At 46.7% G+C, this 17,901-nt stretch carries 17 protein-coding genes and 1 pseudogene; 10 read left to right on the top strand and 8 right to left on the bottom strand.

What is annotated here, in order from left to right; genetic code table 11:
- Position 1: 1 nt before the first annotated feature.
- The 7 genes from albE to sboA are packed head-to-tail and all read right to left on the bottom strand — an operon-like array spanning position 2 to position 4,956.
- A complete protein-coding gene (albE, locus tag NSQ83_RS19725) occupies positions 2-1,162 on the bottom strand; it encodes an antilisterial bacteriocin subtilosin biosynthesis protein AlbE (protein WP_080287644.1) in 1,161 nt (386 codons plus the stop codon).
- Positions 1,152-2,462, bottom strand: coding sequence for an antilisterial bacteriocin subtilosin biosynthesis protein AlbD (albD, locus tag NSQ83_RS19720; RefSeq protein ID WP_198878428.1), 1,311 nt, complete (start codon positions 2,460-2,462; stop codon positions 1,152-1,154). Before albD ends, albE begins: the two co-directional genes overlap by 11 nt.
- The gene (locus NSQ83_RS19715; protein ID WP_003227564.1) at positions 2,455-3,174 is read right to left on the bottom strand and encodes an ABC transporter ATP-binding protein; all 720 of its coding nucleotides are present in this window, start codon (positions 3,172-3,174) and stop codon (positions 2,455-2,457) included. The genes albD and NSQ83_RS19715 overlap by 8 nt, the downstream gene beginning before the upstream one ends.
- Positions 3,171-3,332: an antilisterial bacteriocin subtilosin biosynthesis protein AlbB gene (albB, locus tag NSQ83_RS19710; RefSeq protein ID WP_003222006.1), complete on the bottom strand. Its 162-nt coding sequence runs from the start codon at positions 3,330-3,332 to the stop codon at positions 3,171-3,173. The genes NSQ83_RS19715 and albB overlap by 4 nt, the downstream gene beginning before the upstream one ends.
- A gap of 12 nt (positions 3,333-3,344) precedes the next feature.
- Complete coding sequence (albA, locus tag NSQ83_RS19705; protein ID WP_024573031.1) at positions 3,345-4,691, bottom strand: subtilosin maturase AlbA; 1,347 nt, start codon at positions 4,689-4,691, stop codon at positions 3,345-3,347.
- A gap of 24 nt (positions 4,692-4,715) precedes the next feature.
- Positions 4,716-4,868: a bacteriocin-like protein SboX gene (gene sboX / locus NSQ83_RS19700; protein ID WP_119899890.1), complete on the bottom strand. Its 153-nt coding sequence runs from the start codon at positions 4,866-4,868 to the stop codon at positions 4,716-4,718.
- Positions 4,825-4,956 (bottom strand): subtilosin A, encoded by a 132-nt coding sequence (gene sboA / locus NSQ83_RS19695; RefSeq protein ID WP_003222002.1) that lies wholly within the window; start codon positions 4,954-4,956, stop codon positions 4,825-4,827. The genes sboX and sboA overlap by 44 nt, the downstream gene beginning before the upstream one ends.
- Positions 4,957-5,268: 312 nt before the next feature.
- Between sboA and NSQ83_RS19690 the strand changes: the two genes are divergently transcribed.
- The 4 genes from NSQ83_RS19690 to fnr all read left to right on the top strand — a co-directional run bounded on the left by NSQ83_RS19690 (position 5,269) and on the right by fnr (position 9,502).
- Positions 5,269-5,697 (top strand): DUF1934 domain-containing protein, encoded by a 429-nt coding sequence (locus NSQ83_RS19690; RefSeq protein WP_017696263.1) that lies wholly within the window; start codon positions 5,269-5,271, stop codon positions 5,695-5,697.
- Positions 5,694-7,364, top strand: coding sequence for an arginine--tRNA ligase (gene argS, locus NSQ83_RS19685; RefSeq protein WP_038427988.1), 1,671 nt, complete (start codon positions 5,694-5,696; stop codon positions 7,362-7,364). Before NSQ83_RS19690 ends, argS begins: the two co-directional genes overlap by 4 nt.
- A gap of 135 nt (positions 7,365-7,499) precedes the next feature.
- Positions 7,500-8,687 carry a nitrate transporter NarK gene (narK, locus tag NSQ83_RS19680; protein ID WP_010886631.1) on the top strand — a complete coding sequence of 396 codons (1,188 nt, stop codon included), beginning with the start codon at positions 7,500-7,502 and terminating at the stop codon, positions 8,685-8,687.
- Positions 8,688-8,785: 98 nt separating this feature from the next.
- Positions 8,786-9,502, top strand: coding sequence for a fumarate/nitrate reduction transcriptional regulator Fnr (fnr, locus tag NSQ83_RS19675; protein ID WP_339238779.1), 717 nt, complete (start codon positions 8,786-8,788; stop codon positions 9,500-9,502).
- Between the two features lie 31 nt (positions 9,503-9,533).
- Here fnr and NSQ83_RS19670 read toward each other — a convergent pair whose 3' ends face one another.
- The gene (locus NSQ83_RS19670; RefSeq protein WP_014481214.1) at positions 9,534-10,253 is read right to left on the bottom strand and encodes a YwiC-like family protein; all 720 of its coding nucleotides are present in this window, start codon (positions 10,251-10,253) and stop codon (positions 9,534-9,536) included.
- 143 nt (positions 10,254-10,396) lie between these two features.
- Here NSQ83_RS19670 and arfM point away from each other — a divergent pair, with 143 nt between their 5' ends.
- From arfM to NSQ83_RS19640, 6 genes and pseudogenes are all read left to right on the top strand, one after another.
- A complete protein-coding gene (gene arfM / locus NSQ83_RS19665) occupies positions 10,397-10,873 on the top strand; it encodes a Crp/Fnr family transcriptional regulator ArfM (RefSeq protein WP_046663998.1) in 477 nt (158 codons plus the stop codon).
- Positions 10,874-11,063: 190 nt separating this feature from the next.
- Positions 11,064-14,750, top strand: coding sequence for a nitrate reductase subunit alpha (locus NSQ83_RS19660; RefSeq protein WP_046663997.1), 3,687 nt, complete (start codon positions 11,064-11,066; stop codon positions 14,748-14,750).
- On the top strand, positions 14,740-16,203 hold the full coding sequence (gene narH / locus NSQ83_RS19655; protein WP_014481212.1) for a nitrate reductase subunit beta: 1,464 nt from the start codon (positions 14,740-14,742) through the stop codon (positions 16,201-16,203). Before NSQ83_RS19660 ends, narH begins: the two co-directional genes overlap by 11 nt.
- Before the next feature lie 25 nt (positions 16,204-16,228).
- Positions 16,229-16,783, top strand: a complete 555-nt coding sequence (narJ, locus tag NSQ83_RS19650) for a nitrate reductase molybdenum cofactor assembly chaperone (RefSeq protein WP_017696266.1) — start codon at positions 16,229-16,231, stop codon at positions 16,781-16,783.
- Positions 16,780-17,451: a respiratory nitrate reductase subunit gamma gene (gene narI, locus NSQ83_RS19645; protein WP_046663996.1), complete on the top strand. Its 672-nt coding sequence runs from the start codon at positions 16,780-16,782 to the stop codon at positions 17,449-17,451. Before narJ ends, narI begins: the two co-directional genes overlap by 4 nt.
- Positions 17,452-17,636: 185 nt before the next feature.
- Positions 17,637-17,841, top strand: a pseudogene (locus tag NSQ83_RS19640) (YitT family protein); the annotation flags it as partial.
- Between the last annotated feature and the right edge of the window lie 60 nt (positions 17,842-17,901).

Genomic DNA, 17,901 nt, shown 5'->3' with positions numbered 1-17,901 from the left:
TTCATCCCCTTACTACATGAGCTCCGATATAATTGATGGTCGCTATGAATTGCAATACATCACGGCATGTAACCGCTGAGATGCCATCCAGCAAGGCTTCTTTCGTGCAGGAGAAGCGGCGCAGGATCCCCATATAGGCCAATAGACCTTCGGGAGAATCGAATTGCAGCAGCAATTCATTGCGTAAAAACTGCTTTGCCTGTTCTAGTTCCCGCTCATCTGTATGAAAAGCTGAGACAGCTTCCAAAACGCGCGGGGGAATGTCTATCTCATGAAGCTGATCTGTACATATTGAAACAAGCAGCAAATTGTTCATGACATCGTAACGGGTGATAACGTGATAGACTGCCAGATCCTTCTCTCTGAAGTGCTTGAATAAAGCGGAATGGCCGTACTTTCCCAGTAATCCGTCTATTAGCTGTATTTTGATATAATCGCTGGCATCTTTCATCTCTCCGCAGTCAAATCCGAGTGTCAAGACGGAAGGACCTGCAGCGCTGCGTGTCTCTGTTTCAAAAACATGCCGGTTTACGGGTATTCTTCCGGACGTTACAGCGGACGTTTGCGGGGCATGTCCCCGAACATCACATGCTTGTACTTGTCCCAATATGTTCAGCTGTTTTTGCTGGGACACTAAATCAACGATAAAGTCCGTTGCGTCGAGAAACCGTTTAGGATGAATCGCCTCTATCCTGTCTTTCCGGCCAAACATGCCTGTGCCGTACATCGGGTTTCCGAAGACCTCCTCAGCCAAGCGAGCCGCCGAGTAGGAGAAGGGATCAGTGAATTTCTTTTCGATTTTCAGCAGCAGCTCATTCCTGGCCTTTTCAAATGCTTCGAATGAAAGAGAAGAAGGGAAAGACAAGTCTGCAAAAGTTTTCATCAGGGCGTCAACATGAAGATTCCCGTTATATAATGGGTGAATCAAACGGGTCCCGCAGGTTTTCAGCTGCTGATCAAAAAAGAGATTCGCTGAGTACATGAAACGGCTGCCGGCAGCATAACCAAAAGCGTCAATGATTTGCTCCTTCAGGTATGCGGCGGCGCCGTAAAAATAAATCGTTTCTTCCTCAGGTTCCGCCGCGCTTTCGATCGGTTTCAGAAAGCTCGCGGCGATTGAAATAGTTGAAAATTGATGAGTCTTCAGCAGGTTAACTTCCAAGCCGTTCTCTTTTGCTTGTATCAAAGAAACCACCATCCTGTTTTTGCAGGTAATAGACTATGACCAGACCGGCTATCGGAATGACCGCCAAGGATACAGCGGTGCCGGCTAATGTGGCTAAGAATAGGGGAAGACAAAACAGATAAGACCGATATTTTGAGAAACCGCTCCATAGCTGCTGCTCCGTCTGCCAGCTGAAGGAGGGCCTTTTTTCATCTGCAGTTAACCTGATAAAAGCTCCCGCCAGCAGCAACTCAATGCACTGCAAAAAAGTGAGAACTGAAATCGGACGGCCGCTGATGAAACCCACAATCATCACGACAAGGAGAAATCCGCCTGCCAATAGGCCTGAATAAAAGCGATATTTCGCCCAAAACATCGTTTTCCGCTTGATCGGAAGCGTGATAAGCAGCATCCGGTCATTTTTTTCAATCGAATACAAAAGGGCGATCGGCGAGCAGATGAGCAAAAGCGCGGAAATCACGATATAAACCACTTGCTGATTGAAGATGCCGGTATTCATCATCTGGAACGAAAAGAAGCCGCTGAACGCCGCCATGACCGCGTAATTTAACAGCATCGCTTTAGAAGAGATAAATCGGTTCCATTCTCTTTTGTAAAACGAAAATTCAGATCGCCGCATAAATGAATGCATCTTGCTCTGCTGCGGAGGCGCCTGCAGAAAGACAGGAAAGTCAATGACCACTGCCCACAGGATATGAACCGCGCAAAGCGGAATCGTGGCGGCCGGCATAAAAGCGGCGCTGAGGCATACACAGGCGAATATCGCCGCATGCAGCAGAAACATCCAGTTCTTCTTTTTGGCGAAATAGTTGCTTAGCACAACTCCGAAAATAATGGAGTAAACGGTAAAAAACGAAAACCTGCCGAGCCAAAACAATGTTTGCGCCCCTGACAGCGTTCCGTTTCCAAATAAGAACAGCGGTAAAATAAAAAAGAATAAAGTTCTTCTCAAACAGGTATCGACAAACAAAACGACACTCTGGGCGAGCCAAAAGCTCCGTGAAGAAATCGGCAGCAGGCAGCTCAGTTTCATATAAGATTCCTTCCATTGAGATGTCACAGAAAGAAACACCATATATGCGTTCATTAAGAGAAGCGCGAGTATGATATACGTTTTGCGCAACACCGATTCATCAATGCCGGCCTGGCGGATCAGCCCGATTTCAAACACGGCCAGAATGACAAGGCCTGCGGCAATGCGGATGGCGTCCTTTTTCCCTTGCCGGCTGTAAAGCTGTTTGAACAGCAAAGACATGATGGGGATTATGTTATTCATGGCCGATCACCTCGAAAAATTCCCGCCGCAGATCGGTCTCCTCTCCAATCGGAATGACCTTTTGGATCTGTTTGTTGTGAAGAATAGCCGCGTAATCACAAAATCTTTGCACGACATCGAGCAGATGAGAAGAAAACAAAATGGTCCCGCCTGCTTCACAGTACTCGCGCATTTTCTGATAAAAGACCTCTATCGATTCCACATCCAAACCGACGAGCGGCTCATCCAAAATAAACAGGGGAGCGCGCAGCAATAAGCCTGTCATCAATACAACCTTTTGCCTGTTCCCCAAGGACAGCTCTGAAATTCTCCTGTTGATGTATTTCGAAAAATGAAAGGCCTCGGCCAAACTGGCAAACTGCTGCTCTGAAAAATCCTTTTGATAAAGCGAATGGACGAAAGACACATAGTCCTTCGCCGTAATTTCTGTAAATAGCAGCGGATAATCGGCGGCGAAGTAACGGTGAGTCTTCAGCTGATCTGATGTTTTCTGCGGCATGCCGGCCTCCGCTTCAATTCCACACAGTGTAAAGCGCCCGCTGAAATTGCGGTTCACGCCTGTCAGCGTATTAATCAGTGTCGTTTTTCCGGCGCCGTTTACCCCAAGCAACCCGTAAACGGCGCCTTTTTCTAAATGTAAATCTACTTGTTCTAAGATGACGTTGTCCCGTTCATACCAAACGGATACATCGTGTATATCCAAAATGCTCATCGCGAGTCAGCCTTCCGCGCGCGCATCCCGAACAGAATGGCAATGGCAATGAAAATCAGCGTAAACAGATAATCGCTTTTGACAAAATAGACGACTGCGCCGATGACAAAGATAAATGAAAGGATATACAGTAAAATTCTTCTTTGTGCTGGTGACAAATCGTTTCCCTCCTAAATAAGCTGGACCACGTCTTCTAATTGTTCATTTTTCGCCCAAGAGCAAATGTTTTTCCGGTGATATTTGTTAGAGTTCAGCCCTTTTAAGTAACAGCCTCCGCAATAGCCGCTGAACGGGCATTTGTCTTTCATGCAATGTTCGCTGAACCGCGGCGCCTGCGCTTGCCACAGTTTATGGACGAGAGGGGAGTTAAAGATGCTTTCATAGGAATCATGAAAAATATTTCCCAATGAAAATTCCTTTGGAAAGAGGGCGCAAGGACGTACTTCGCCGAACGGGCTGATCACAATGGACTTCCAGCCAGCGCCGCAATTTGCCGCGCGTTTTCTCTCATAAGGAATAATCGGAATCAGATCTTTAAACTCATCAATCACATTTTGCTCGTATTCCATAAACTTGCGGTGCTGCTCGGCGTCTTTCGTTGGATGGACAATATCCCTGCCTCTTCCGAAATCGTCAACCCAATTGTAAGAAAACGCCTTCGCCCCGAGATCCCGAACCTTTTGGGCCATATCGTGGATTTCCCACATGTTTTTTTCGAAGACAGACATGGCGACTCTGACAAATATACCGTGGTCACTCAACAATTTTATCGTTTTACAAGTTTGGGCAAAAGAGCCTTTTCTCCCTCTAAAGGAGTCATGGACCTCGGAATTGACACTATCAAGAGAAATGCCGACGATGATTTTTTGCTTGTAAGTCTTCAAAAGCTCCAGGCTCTCTTTTCGCATGAGTGTTCCGTTTGTTAAGACAGCGACTTTTTTGAACTTTTTACACACATAGTCAAGAATCTCATTGGCGTTTGGATGGACAAAAATTTCCCCGCCTGTGATTTCGCATGTCAATACACCGTTATCAAACAGCATATCAGCCGTTTTTTTGAATTGCTCAATCGACACGGTGCCGAGCGCTTCAGGTGAGCTTTCCAAATAACAGTGGGCGCATTTCAAATTACAGCGGTGCGTCAGTTCAAAGGTGGCGTGCAGGGGCATCGGAAATTCATTGCTTCCGCTCGTGGTGATGGTATGGCGGCTTGCCCGGTTTCCAAGCTGAATAACCTGCTTGTTCTGGAGCATGTTGAGCATGTCGTAATACCAATCTTTATGGTCTTCCGGTGATTCATCATACACTGCACATTGCTCAGCTAAAATCTGCTCAGCTGTTTTTTGGCCATCCATGCGCATGCAAAGCTCGTAAGCCGTTTTGTTGAGATCCAAATACTCAAAGTCAGAAATGGAGACATTATCGCGCAAGTAGTCGATTTCTAACACGCCGCCCTCAGGAAGCTGGTGAACTCTTACACTTTCATTAATAAATGGAAACATCTGCTCTATAAACAAAATACCATCCCCTATACATATGATTCAAATAAAAAACGATTGTGTATGTATATCCAAGAGGTAGATTTTAGTTAAAAATTGTAATTTACTTAAAAAGGGCATAGTAGAATGACTATGCCCTTTTGGGAGATCCTTACCCCCATAGACCGAATAGACCTGTTGCACCGGCAATTTCAAAATCAGGGATAGGACCGTCCACTAGACAAGCGGCTCCGATCGAGCATGTTGCACAACCTTTGTTTTCTACAATGACAGCTTTTTTCATAATTGAATCCTCCCTTTATTTGTTTTTCTAGCAGATCTATGTTGTACTTTTATCTTAAAACTATCAAATTACTAATTCAATACATATATTTTGAAAAAAATGTGAAAAGGAAATGATAGATTTCGGAAAAATGTAACATTTCCTAAAGGTAATTAGTGATATGACTTTCTCTTCTATATAAGGAAATGCTTTTTATGAGGTTTATCTTCAAATCTGATGAGCAATGATGGTAAGATAGAAGCAGTTGAAGTTTACAAACCGAATGATTATACTATTCAAGTCAAAGTGGAATGATGAAAAGGACGTGTCAGAATGAAGCAAGAGACACCGATAACACTCCATGTGAAGTCTGTGATCGAGGATGACGGAAACCAAGAAGTCATCGAATTCCGCACCACCGGATTTTACTATGTAAAACAAAATAAAGTGTATCTATCTTATTATGAAGAACACGACTTAGGCAAAGTCAAAACGATTGTGAAAGTAAGCGAAGGCGAAGTCCTGGTCATGAGGTCAGGCGCTGTCAAAATGAATCAGCGTTTCATAACGGGAGCTTCCACAATTGCTAAATATAAAATGTCATTTGGTGAGCTTGAGCTGAAAACAAGCACAAAATCGATTCAATCTGATCTCGATGAAGAAAAAGGCCGTATCAGCATCGCATATGACATGCATGTCGGAGACGAGCAGGAGCATTTACATAATATGACGATCACGTATGAGGGAGGAACTCACGCATGAACATTGCGGAACAAATGAAGGACGTGCTGAAAGAAGAAATCAAAGCGGCCGTTCTGAAAGCGGGACTGGCTGAAGAAAGCCAGATTCCCAATGTTGTTTTAGAAACACCGAAAGATAAAACACACGGCGACTACTCAACGAATATGGCGATGCAGTTGGCAAGAGTGGCAAAAAAAGCGCCGCGTCAAATCGCTGAAGAGATTGTCGCTCATTTTGATAAAGGAAAGGCTTCGATTGAAAAACTGGATATCGCCGGCCCGGGTTTTATCAATTTCTATATGAACAATCAATATTTAACAAAGCTGATTCCGTCTGTACTGGAAGCGGGGGAAGCATACGGGGAAACAAACATCGGAAACGGTGAACGAGTTCAGGTAGAATTCGTATCAGCGAATCCGACGGGAGACCTTCACCTCGGGCATGCGCGCGGGGCGGCTGTCGGCGATTCCTTGTGCAACGTGCTTTCAAAAGCGGGTTACAATGTAAGCCGCGAATACTACATTAACGATGCGGGAAACCAAATCAACAATCTGGCGCTTTCTGTTGAAGTCCGTTACTTTGAAGCACTCGGATTGGAAAAACCGATGCCGGAGGATGGCTACCGCGGCGAGGATATCATTGCGATCGGAAAGCGTCTCGCTGAGGAATACGGTGATCGTTTCGTTAACGAAGAGGAAAGTGAACGCCTCGCGTTTTTCCGTGAATACGGCCTGAAATACGAGCTGGAAAAGCTTCGCAAGGACTTGGAAAACTTCCGTGTGCCGTTTGATGTGTGGTATTCAGAAACATCACTGTACCAAAATGGAAAAATCGACAAAGCGCTTGATGCGCTCCGCGAAAAAGGCCATGTCTATGAAGAAGACGGCGCGACTTGGTTCCGTTCCACGACGTTCGGCGATGATAAAGACCGCGTATTGATCAAGAAGGACGGCACGTACACGTACCTGCTTCCTGATATCGCGTATCATAAGGACAAGCTTGACCGCGGCTTTGATAAGCTGATCAACGTTTGGGGCGCCGATCACCACGGCTACATCCCGCGTATGAAAGCGGCAATCGAAGCGCTGGGCTATGAAAAAGGAACGCTTGAAGTAGAAATCATTCAGCTCGTTCACCTTTACAAAAACGGCGAGAAAATGAAAATGAGCAAACGGACCGGTAAAGCCGTAACGATGCGTGACCTGATTGAAGAAGTCGGCTTGGATGCCGTGCGTTACTTCTTTGCAATGCGAAGTGCAGACACCCATATGGATTTTGACTTAGATCTTGCTGTATCAACATCTAACGAAAACCCTGTGTATTATGCACAATACGCGCATGCACGTATTTGCAGCATGCTTCGCCAAGGGGAAGAGCAGGGACTTAAACCGGCGGCAGATCTTGATTTCAGCCATATTCAATCAGAAAAAGAATATGATCTGCTGAAAACGATCGGCGGCTTCCCAGAGGCAGTGGCGGAAGCAGCGGAAAAACGAATTCCGCACCGTGTCACAAACTATATTTATGATCTGGCTTCTGCTCTGCACAGCTTCTACAACGCAGAGAAAGTCATCGACCCTGAAAATGAAGAGAAGAGCCGCGCGCGCCTGGCTTTAATGAAGGCAACGCAAATTACGCTGAACAATGCGCTTCAGCTGATCGGCGTATCGGCTCCGGAAAAAATGTAATCACGATCAAAAGGACAAAGTCTTCGGGCTTTGTCCTTTTTTTATGAGAAAAACGTGTGATGTAATTCACAATCCTGTTTGCCGAGTTTTTGTATGATAAGACTGATTATTGAATCATTGAAAGGGGCAAGCCAAATGATCAACCGTCAACACATTCAATTATCGTTACAGTCATTAAGCTTGGTGGCAGGGTTTATGGTTTGGGTGCTGATTTCATCACTCATTTCCCAAATCACATTAGATATTCATTTAAGCAAGGGTGAGATTTCTTTGGTGACGGCAATTCCTGTGATCCTCGGGTCGCTTCTCCGCATTCCTTTAGGGTATTTAACGAACAGGTTTGGCGCGCGGCTCATGTTTATGGTCAGCTTCATCTTGCTTTTATTTCCTGTATTTTGGATCAGTATCGCGGATTCTCTGTTTGATTTAATCGCAGGCGGCTTTTTCTTAGGGATCGGGGGAGCGGTGTTTTCCATTGGGGTGACCTCCCTCCCGAAATATTATCCGAAAGAAAAGCACGGTGTCGTCAATGGGATTTACGGTGCAGGAAATATCGGGACAGCCGTTACGACATTTGCAGCGCCGGTTATCGCTCAAGCCGTCGGGTGGAAATCAACCGTGCAAATGTATCTGATTTTGCTGGCTGTCTTTGCCTTACTGCACGTATTGTTTGGCGACAGGCATGAGAAGAAGGTCAAAGTTTCTGTTAAGACTCAAATCAAAGCTGTTTACCGAAATCATGTGCTATGGTTTCTGAGCCTGTTTTATTTTATTACGTTCGGTGCCTTTGTCGCCTTCACTATCTATCTGCCGAACTTTCTGGTGGAGCATTTTGGGCTGAATCCTGCAGATGCCGGCTTGCGGACGGCTGGCTTTATTGCGGTTTCTACGCTGCTCAGGCCTGCGGGCGGATTCCTGGCTGATAAAATGAGCCCGCTCCGCATCTTGATGTTTGTTTTTGCCGGGCTTACATTATCAGGCATTATCCTATCGTTCTCGCCGACAATCGGCCTTTATACGTTTGGATCATTAACCGTGGCCGTCTGCTCAGGCATAGGAAACGGAACTGTTTTTAAACTGGTGCCTTTCTATTTTTCGAAGCAAGCGGGGATTGCCAATGGGATTGTGTCTGCCATGGGCGGTTTAGGCGGCTTTTTTCCTCCGCTCATATTGGCGAGTGTATTTCAGGCAACAGGCCAGTACGCGATCGGGTTTATGGCGCTTTCAGAGGTGGCGTTAGCCAGTTTTGTCCTTGTCATATGGATGTATTGGCAGGAAAGAATGAAAACACACACGGAGAGAAACAGCCAGAGCATCAACTAACACTGGGGCATTCACAAGATTGTTAGTTTTTTCTCGATGGGTACAAATCAATTCACGTTACAATAAACACACAACGTGACTTTCTTCGAGGTGAGCTCATGAATTTTCTCTCTGTTCGACCATCTGATAGTGATCTTATATCCAGCGATCTGTATGAATTGCTGGAATCGATCAGCACGAAAAGAAAAATGGAAAAACACACGTATTTGTTTCGGGAAGGAATGGATGCAGAAGAGCTTTATCTGATTCAATCAGGACTCATTGAAATCGGCAAGCTGACATCTGACGGAAAAGACCTGACGCTTAGAATCTGCCAAAAGCATGATATCGTCGGAGAATTAACACTTTTCACTGAAGAACCAAGGTATATGCTCAGTGCAAAAGTACTAGAGGATGGCGAGGTGCTCGTCATTAATAAAAATAAGCTGGAAAAAGAATTAATCCAAAACGGCGCTTTGACATTTGAGTTCATGAAATGGATGAGCACGCACCTCCGGAAGATTCAGTCCAAAATCAGGGATCTGCTTCTTCATGGCAAAAAGGGGGCGCTCTATTCTACCCTTATCCGCTTATCAAACAGCTACGGAGTGGAGCGAAGCGACGGCATTCTGATTAACATTGTCCTGACAAATCAGGATTTGGCAAAGTTTTGCGCGGCTGCACGGGAAAGCGTCAATCGTATGCTCGGAGATCTCCGCAAAAAAGGGGTTATTTCGATAGACGAATCCGGAAAAATTATTTTGTACAAGCGGGACTATTTACGATGTGAGATTGAGTGTGAAAATTGCCCGCTGGAGATTTGCAATATTGACTGAAAAAAACAAGGACAGCGGTGTCCTTGTTTTTTTACCTTGTGATAAACAGGCACATGACGGCAAGAAAGAAGCAGGCATTCACGATTTCAAGAATGCCAATCGTTTTTACGGGCCAATCCCTTCCATGAAAAAACCATGCCCGCAAGCTGCTCGGGATAAAAGCGAGAAACGCCCATCCTGCTCCGAAAAGAGCGGATAAAAAGGGGAGCAGCAGGTGATATCCCCATGACCAGTATGCAAATGCCCTGTTTTTTCTCTCGCGGATCACCGATTTCACATAAAAGGAACTCCCGATAAAAAATAAAGCAGACTGCAAGAAAATAAACCAAGCCCAGCCGTCAAGGGTTCCCATCCCCAGCCAGCAGCTCGCAAACCCGCCCGAACAAAAGAACAAGACACCTGCAACATCATTCAATAAGGCTCGTTCGTTTTTTCTGCGGGCAAAATACATATGTATGAGAAACAGCGGCAGTAAAGAAACGCCCACCCAGATGAGAGGCGGCTTATGAAAGACCGAGATCATCAAAAAGCAGCAGGCGGGAAAACCGTAATAACACATCCACTTTTGATATGGTTTGCTTTGTTTCTTTTTTAAGGCAAGCGTAACGGGATAAACCGCTAAGTATAGGAAAAGCCAACCAAGGAAGAGCGGAATATGCCAAATAACGGGGCCTCCCTTGACCATGCCGAGTAAAAATGGGATCAGCAGCATCGCCCACGCCCCGTGCTGCTTCGGAATCAGCGCCTTCATCGAAATCCTCCTTTTTTCTTTCATTATAAATGCATTCACCCTCCTGATAAGTGACATTCATCATACAGGCTGTGAAATACATCACTGCTGTACAGGCTCAGTCGAGCTACACTAAAGCTATCCTTAGCACAGGAGGTTTTCCTATGAATCAGTGTGACTATTTATTATTTCTGAAACAACTTCCTATGTTTAATGAAGTGCCTCTATCCATTGTCGAAACCTTGCTGAAAAACGGCACGTTTATCCGCGGTTCATGTGATCAGTCTCCATCTTTTCTTCATTCTCAATCTGTTTATATTGTATTAAAAGGCAGTGTCCGTTTTATGGACACAAGGCTCCCTGAAGGGTCGAAAACCGTTGCGCTGTGGGAAAAAGGCGATGTGTTGCCGATTGATGAAAAAGGCGGGCTTTATTTATCGCCCTTTATCTCAGTCAATGCCACTTCAGACATTCTGATTCTCAACATCCCATATTACATATTTAAGAAAATGATGTCTTATCATCCGCAGCTGCAAATGAACTTTTTGGCTATGCTTCAGCAAAATGTTTTTTGTTCCTATCAATTATTTTTGCGGTATTTGCATACATCACAGGATGAAAACGCCGAGCCCGGTTCTTAAATAGAGCCGGTTTTTTTGATCTTTGAAAGGCGGCTAATGACCCAAGCGTTCTGCCTGAACGCAGCCTTCCTTCTCCTTTGTGTGAACATTTTGTGAAAAAAGCGGAGTGTGTGACATAGTTCACAAGGAAACACGCTGTCTCTGTTTATAGTGAACTTAGCATCACCTGACTCGGAAGGAGTGAACTCTCATGAAGAAAAAGAAAAGGAGTCCGTTGTTTAGGAGATTGAATTATTTCTCTCCTATCGAACACCATTCAAATAAACATAGCCAAACCACCCGCGAAGATCGCGATTGGGAGAATGTATACAGAAACAGATGGCAGTACGACAAAGTCGTTCGCTCCACCCACGGCGTTAACTGTACAGGGTCTTGTAGCTGGAATATTTATGTGAAAAACGGAATTGTCACGTGGGAAGGGCAAAATTTGAATTATCCATCAACAGGCCCGGATATGCCTGATTTTGAACCGAGAGGCTGCCCGCGGGGGGCCAGTTTTTCATGGTATATCTACAGCCCGCTGCGTGTGAAATATCCATACGTGCGCGGTGTACTGATTAATTTATGGCGGGAGGCACTGCAAGAACATCAAAATCCATTGGAAGCCTGGAAATCGATCGTCGAAAACCCTGAAAAAGCGAAGTCCTATAAACAGGCGAGAGGGAAAGGCGGTTTTGTGCGTGCTGAATGGCCGGAGGTGCTGAAGCTGATTTCAGCCTCTCTGCTGTATACAGTGATGAAATACGGGCCTGACCGAAACGTCGGTTTTTCTCCGATTCCGGCCATGTCCATGATCAGCCACGCATCAGGCTCCCGGTTTATGTCGTTAATCGGAGGCCCTATGCTCAGTTTTTATGACTGGTATGCGGATCTTCCTCCAGCATCCCCGCAAATTTGGGGTGACCAGACGGACGTTCCGGAAAGCAGTGATTGGTACAATTCCGGCTATATTATCACATGGGGCTCCAACGTTCCGTTAACGAGAACGCCTGACGCGCATTTTTTGGCGGAGGCCCGCTATAAAGGCGCTAAGGTCATTTCGATCAGTCCAGATTTTGCGGAATCCTCAAAGTTCGCGGATGACTGGCTGAGTATTCGCCAAGGGACTGACGGGGCGCTTGCGATGGCGATGGGTCACGTTATTCTGCAGGAATTTTACGTGAACCAAGAAACTGAACGTTTTATTGAGTACGCGAAGCAATACACTGATTTTCCATTTCTCGTCACTCTGTCAAAAGAAAATGGCGTATACACAGCGGGACGGTTTCTGCATGCGAAGGACATCGGGCGGAAGACAAAGCATGATCAGTGGAAGCCTGCGGTTTGGGATGAACAGACAAGTTCATTTGCCATACCCCAAGGGACAATGGGCTCGCGCTGGGACGGGCAGCAGAAATGGAACCTGCACATGATTGATGAAGAAACCGGGGAACCGATTGAACCCCGTCTCTCTGTGCTGGGAATAGAGGACGAAATCGGCACGGTGCGCATCCCGTATTTTTCAAATGACGGAAACAAAGTGCTCGAGCGGGATCTTCCTATTAAAAAAATGAACCTGAACGGTGAAGAAACGTACATCACGACCGTGTTTGACTTGATACTGGCTAACTACGGCGTGAACCGGGGCATCGGCGAACGATCGGCTGTCTCCTATGATGACCCTGAGCCGTTTACGCCTGCCTGGCAGGAACAAATGACAGGAATCAAAAAAGAAGCTGTCGTTAAGATTGCCAGAGAGTTTGCCCAAAATGCGATCGATACAGACGGCCGGTCCATGATTATCGTAGGGGCCGGCATTAACCACTGGTTCAACTCCGACACGATCTACCGAGCAGTGTTAAATCTTGTTTTACTTGTAGGCGCCCAAGGCGTAAACGGCGGAGGCTGGGCCCATTACGTGGGGCAGGAAAAGCTCCGACCTGCTGAAGGGTGGCAGACGATTGCAACTGCAAAGGACTGGGAGGGCGTGCCCAAGCTGCAAAACGGCACCTCATTTTTCTACTTTGCGACAGATCAGTGGCGTTATGAGGACCAGCCGATCAGTGATTTGGCATCACCGATTGCTGCGTCATCCCGCTACAAGCACCACGCTGATTACAATGTGCTGGCCGCGCGGCTGGGGTGGCTTCCGTCTTACCCGACTTTCAATCAAAATGGCATCGATCTGTATAAAGAAGCTGAAAAAGCAGGGGCAGCAACACCTGAAGACGTTGGTGCGTACGTGGCCTCACAGCTCCAAGAGAAAAAACTGAAATTCGCGATTGAAGATCCTGATAATGAAGTGAATTTTCCAAGAAATCTCTTCGTATGGCGGGCAAATCTGATCTCAAGCTCAGGAAAAGGGCATGAATATTTTCTCAAGCATTTGCTGGGGACGACGAACGGCTTGATGAATGACGACAGCGACAGCATCCGCCCTGAAGAAATCAAATGGCGGGAGCAGGCGCCGGAAGGAAAGCTCGACTTGTTAATCAATCTTGACTTCCGAATGGCCGGTACGGCGCTGTATTCCGATATCGTGCTGCCGGCGGCGACATGGTATGAAAAACACGATCTCAGCAGCACAGATATGCATCCGTTCATTCATCCATTTGCTCCGGCGATCTCAGCTCCGTGGGAATCGAAGTCAGACTGGGATATTTTCAAGGCGCTGTCAAAAGCCGTTTCCGATCTGGCAGAAGAAGTCAATATGGAGCCGGTGAAAGAAGTGGTTGCGACGCCGCTGCTCCACGACACCATGCAGGAATTGGCCCAGCCATTCGGCAAAATCAATGACTGGAGCAAGGGCGAATGTGAAGCCATTCCGGGAAAAACGATGCCGAACATCCAAGTCGTTGAACGGGATTACAAACACATTTTTCATAAAATGACCGCACTCGGTCCTAACGCTGCTTTAAAGCCGAGCGGAACAAAAGGGATGAGCTGGTCAATAGCCGATGAATATGAATCACTCAAACAGAGACTGGGAGAAATCACCTCAGACAGCGTGGCAAAGGGATGTCCAAATATAAGTGAAGCAAAGCAGGCGGCAGAAGCGGTTTTAACCCTATCATCCACTTCGAATGGAAAGGTCGCCGTAAAAGCATGGGAATCACTTGAAAACATCACAAACCTGAAGCTGAAAGACCTGGCGGAAGAACGCGAGGAAGAATGCTTTACGTTCGAACAAATTACAGCCCAGCCGAAAACGGTGATCACGTCTCCGGCGTTTTCCGGCTCTGAAAAAGGAGGGCGCAGGTATTCGCCGTTTACAACAAATGTTGAAAAATTAATTCCGTGGCGGACGCTGACAGGCAGACAATCCTATTATGTCGATCATGAACTGATGATGGAATTCGGTGAAACGATGGCGACATTCAAACCGATCCTCCAGCATCGCCCGTTTCTGAGCAAGCGGCCTGATCAAGAGGGAAAAGAAATCGTCCTCAATTATTTGACGCCGCATAATAAATGGTCTGTCCACAGCATGTATTTTGATTCTCTGCCGATGCTGACGCTGTTCCGCGGCGGGCCGACCGTGTGGATGAATAAAGATGATGCAGAGGACACGGATATCAAAGACAACGATTGGATTGAATGCTTTAACCGAAACGGTGTTGTCGTCGCGAGAGCCGTTTTGTCTCATCGGATTCCTAAAGGAATGGCGTTTATGCACCATGCCCAGGACCGCCACATCAACGTGCCCGGCACAAAGCTGACGAATAACCGCGGAGGCACCCATAACAGCCCGACAAGGATACACGTCAAGCCGACCCAGATGATCGGGGGCTATGCTCAGCTCAGCTACGGCTTTAATTATTACGGTCCAACGGGGAATCAGCGCGACCTGAACGTCGTCATCCGCAAGCTGAAGGAGGTCGATTGGCTTGAAGATTAAAGCGCAAATCGGTATGGTCATGAACTTGGATAAATGCATCGGCTGCCACACGTGCAGCGTCACCTGCAAAAACACGTGGACAAACCGTTCCGGTGCGGAATATATGTACTTCAATAATGTAGAAACAAAGCCGGGCATCGGCTACCCGAAGCAATGGGAGGACCAGGACAAATATAAAGGCGGCTGGACATTGAAAAAAGGAAAGCTCGAGCTGAAATCGGGCTCGAAAACCAATCGGCTTGCAGGCCTTTTCTATAATCCGAATCAGCCGTCGATTGATGATTACTATGAGCCCTGGAACTATGATTATGAAACATTAACGAACAGCCCGCAGAAAAAACACCAGCCAGTAGCACGCCCGAAATCGTCCTTGACGGGGGATTTCATGAATATCGAATGGGGTCCGAACTGGGAGGATGATCTCGCGGGCGGCCACATAACGGGACTTGAAGATCCCAATGTACAAAAGATGGAGGAATCGATCAAAACAGAATTCGATGAGGTTTTTATGATGTATTTGCCCCGTATTTGCGAGCACTGCATCAACCCGGCGTGCGTCTCATCCTGTCCATCCGGCGCCATGTACAAACGCGAGGAGGACGGCATTGTGCTTGTGGATCAAAATGCATGCCGTTCATGGAGATATTGCGTCTCATCCTGTCCTTATAAAAAAGTCTATTTTAACTGGCAAACGAACAAAGCGGAAAAATGCACACTCTGCTTTCCGCGTTTGGAGGCGGGACTGCCAACCATCTGCTCTGAGACGTGTGTTGGCAGAATCCGCTACCTCGGCGTCATGCTGTATGACGCGGACAAAGTGGAGGAAGCGGCATCTGTTGAAAATGAAAAGGATCTCTACCATTCCCAATTGGACGTTTTTCTTGATCCAAATGATCCTGAGGTTGCCAAGCTGGCAAAAGAACAAGGCATTCCGGCTGAATGGATAGAGGCTGCGCAGCAATCGCCGATCTATAAAATGATCATTGACTGGAAGATTGCGCTGCCGCTTCATCCAGAGTACCGCACGTTGCCCATGGTGTGGTACATTCCGCCGCTCAGCCCGATTATGAATCTCTTTGAAGGAAAAGGCAGCCGGCAATCCGCGGAAGATATTTTTCCGGCTATCGACCAAATGAGAATCCCGATAGATTATTTGGCGCAGCTGTTAACAGCCGGTGATACGGATCATATTCGGTCAACGTTGAAGAAAATGTCTGTCATGCGCCAGTATATGAGAGCGATCCAGACGAATAAATCAATCGACCCGGAACTGATCTCCAGTGTCGGCTTAACAGAACAGCAAATTGAAGATATGTATCGGCTGCTTGCGATTGCCAAATATGATGACCGCTTTGTGATACCGAGCAGTCATCGAGAAGAAGTTTCAGATTTATATGCTGAACAAGGGAGCTGCGGCTTATCATTTTCAGGCGGCCCCGGCTCCTGTTTCTAACTTTTGATAAATGAGGTGTAACAAGATGAACACCACAGACCGGCAAATGACGTTCTCCGCTCTTTCCACTCTTCTCTCTTATCCGGATGAAGAGTGGAGAGCCGAGATTCCCGATTGGAAGGCTCTTATCCATGAAATCAGCAACCGGCAAATCCGGGAGAAGCTGCTGCACTTTTTCGAAGCGTCAGCCAGCTTTTCACCGGAAGCGCTGATTGAACACTATGTCTATACATTCGACTTTGGGAAAAAAACAAATATGTATGTCACCTACTTTAACTCGGGCGAGCAAAGGGAACGCGGCGTTGAATTGCTGCATTTAAAAAACACATACGAGCAATCCGGTTTCCTGCCGACAGAGAAAGAGCTGCCTGATTATCTGCCGCTGATGCTGGAATTTGCTGCGGCTGCAGAAATTGAAGCAGCGAGAAGCGTGTTTGAGAAATATCTGTCCAATGTGAGGGAGCTGGCATCCCGTCTCGAAAAAAATGACAGTATATACGCTGAACTGCTGCACGTGCTGCTGGCCGCGCTTGAAAACATTGGCGTACGTGAAAGCGTTGAAGGGGCTGTTCAGGCATGAGCGGGCAGATCCTCTGGGGTATTATGCCATACATTGTATTGACAATCTTTATCGGCGGCCATATTTACCGCTACCAGCATGACCAATTTGGCTGGACGGCGAAATCAAGCGAGATGTTAGAAAAGAAAAAACTTGCGGCGGGCAGCACACTTTTTCACTGGGGACTGCTGTGCGTTGTCGGCGGGCATGTCATGGGGATTCTGATCCCGGAAGGCGTGTATGCTTCCCTTGGCATTTCAGAGCATATGTATCACAAAATGGCGATTGGCGCTGGCTTGACGGCGGGCATTGCGGCATGTACCGGACTTGTCATCCTGACGTACAGAAGGCTGTTTGACAAAAGAATCCGCAAAACGAGCTCGCCATCCGATATCCTTACGCTGCTCCTGCTGCTGTTCATGATGCTGTCGGGCGTTGCGGCCACGTTTCTCAACATTGATTCGAAAGGATTTGATTACCGGACCACAGTCGGGCCGTGGTTCAGGGAAATCGTTTTGTTCAGGCCTGACGCCTCTTTGATGGAGAGTGTCCCGCTATGGTTTAAGTTTCATATTGTGATAGGCTACGTCGTTTTTATCCTGTGGCCGTTTACAAGATTGGTTCATGTGTTCAGTCTGCCGCTCAAGTATCTGACCCGCAGCTACGTTGTATATCGGAAACGCTCGTGAAAATCCCCCTTGAAGAGGGGGATTTTTTTATCTTGATGAAAACATAAGATATCTTCTGAAAAGGTAATGGCTGGGCGGCCGGGAATCCTGTTGTGTTTGTATTTGGAAATAACATCAAGAATAAAACGGATTTTACTCATTTTAAACCGGCGGAACAGCAGATTATGACTCAGCCTGACTAACTCCTTATTTTCTTTCTGATCAATATCCCGTTTTATATATTTTTCTCATCAGAATGGGTATCAAATTTACTCTATCCACCGTATTTGCAGTCACAGCGCCGCCTTCTTTTCGGCGCTTGCCGGAGTGCTGAGCGGGTTCGGCCTGCCGCTCATGTTGTCACTCGGCGTTGCCAATAGTCTTGCTTTATTTCTGCAGAAACGATGCGGATGAATTCCCTGACAGTTAGTTTTCTCTAAACCTCTCCTCTTTTGGCGGAGAGGTTTTTTA

The sequence above is a fragment of the Bacillus sp. PS217 genome (assembly GCF_037963535.1).
In the GTDB taxonomy this organism is placed as follows: domain Bacteria; phylum Bacillota; class Bacilli; order Bacillales; family Bacillaceae; genus Bacillus; species Bacillus subtilis.
Note: the sequence above shows the minus strand (reverse complement) of the source record. Positions and strands in the feature narration are given on the sequence as shown.

Coding starts and splice junctions, on each gene's coding strand:
- albD (WP_198878428.1), bottom strand. CDS start 2,462: ATGAATAACATAATCCCCATCATGTCTTTGCTGTTCAAACAGCTTTAC.
- NSQ83_RS19715 (WP_003227564.1), bottom strand. CDS start 3,174: ATGAGCATTTTGGATATACACGATGTATCCGTTTGGTATGAACGGGAC.
- sboA (WP_003222002.1), bottom strand. CDS start 4,956: ATGAAAAAAGCTGTCATTGTAGAAAACAAAGGTTGTGCAACATGCTCG.
- NSQ83_RS19690 (WP_017696263.1), top strand. CDS start 5,269: ATGAAGCAAGAGACACCGATAACACTCCATGTGAAGTCTGTGATCGAG.
- argS (WP_038427988.1), top strand. CDS start 5,694: ATGAACATTGCGGAACAAATGAAGGACGTGCTGAAAGAAGAAATCAAA.
- narK (WP_010886631.1), top strand. CDS start 7,500: ATGATCAACCGTCAACACATTCAATTATCGTTACAGTCATTAAGCTTG.
- fnr (WP_339238779.1), top strand. CDS start 8,786: ATGAATTTTCTCTCTGTTCGACCATCTGATAGTGATCTTATATCCAGC.
- NSQ83_RS19670 (WP_014481214.1), bottom strand. CDS start 10,253: ATGAAGGCGCTGATTCCGAAGCAGCACGGGGCGTGGGCGATGCTGCTG.
- arfM (WP_046663998.1), top strand. CDS start 10,397: ATGAATCAGTGTGACTATTTATTATTTCTGAAACAACTTCCTATGTTT.
- NSQ83_RS19660 (WP_046663997.1), top strand. CDS start 11,064: ATGAAGAAAAAGAAAAGGAGTCCGTTGTTTAGGAGATTGAATTATTTC.
- narJ (WP_017696266.1), top strand. CDS start 16,229: ATGAACACCACAGACCGGCAAATGACGTTCTCCGCTCTTTCCACTCTT.
- narI (WP_046663996.1), top strand. CDS start 16,780: ATGAGCGGGCAGATCCTCTGGGGTATTATGCCATACATTGTATTGACA.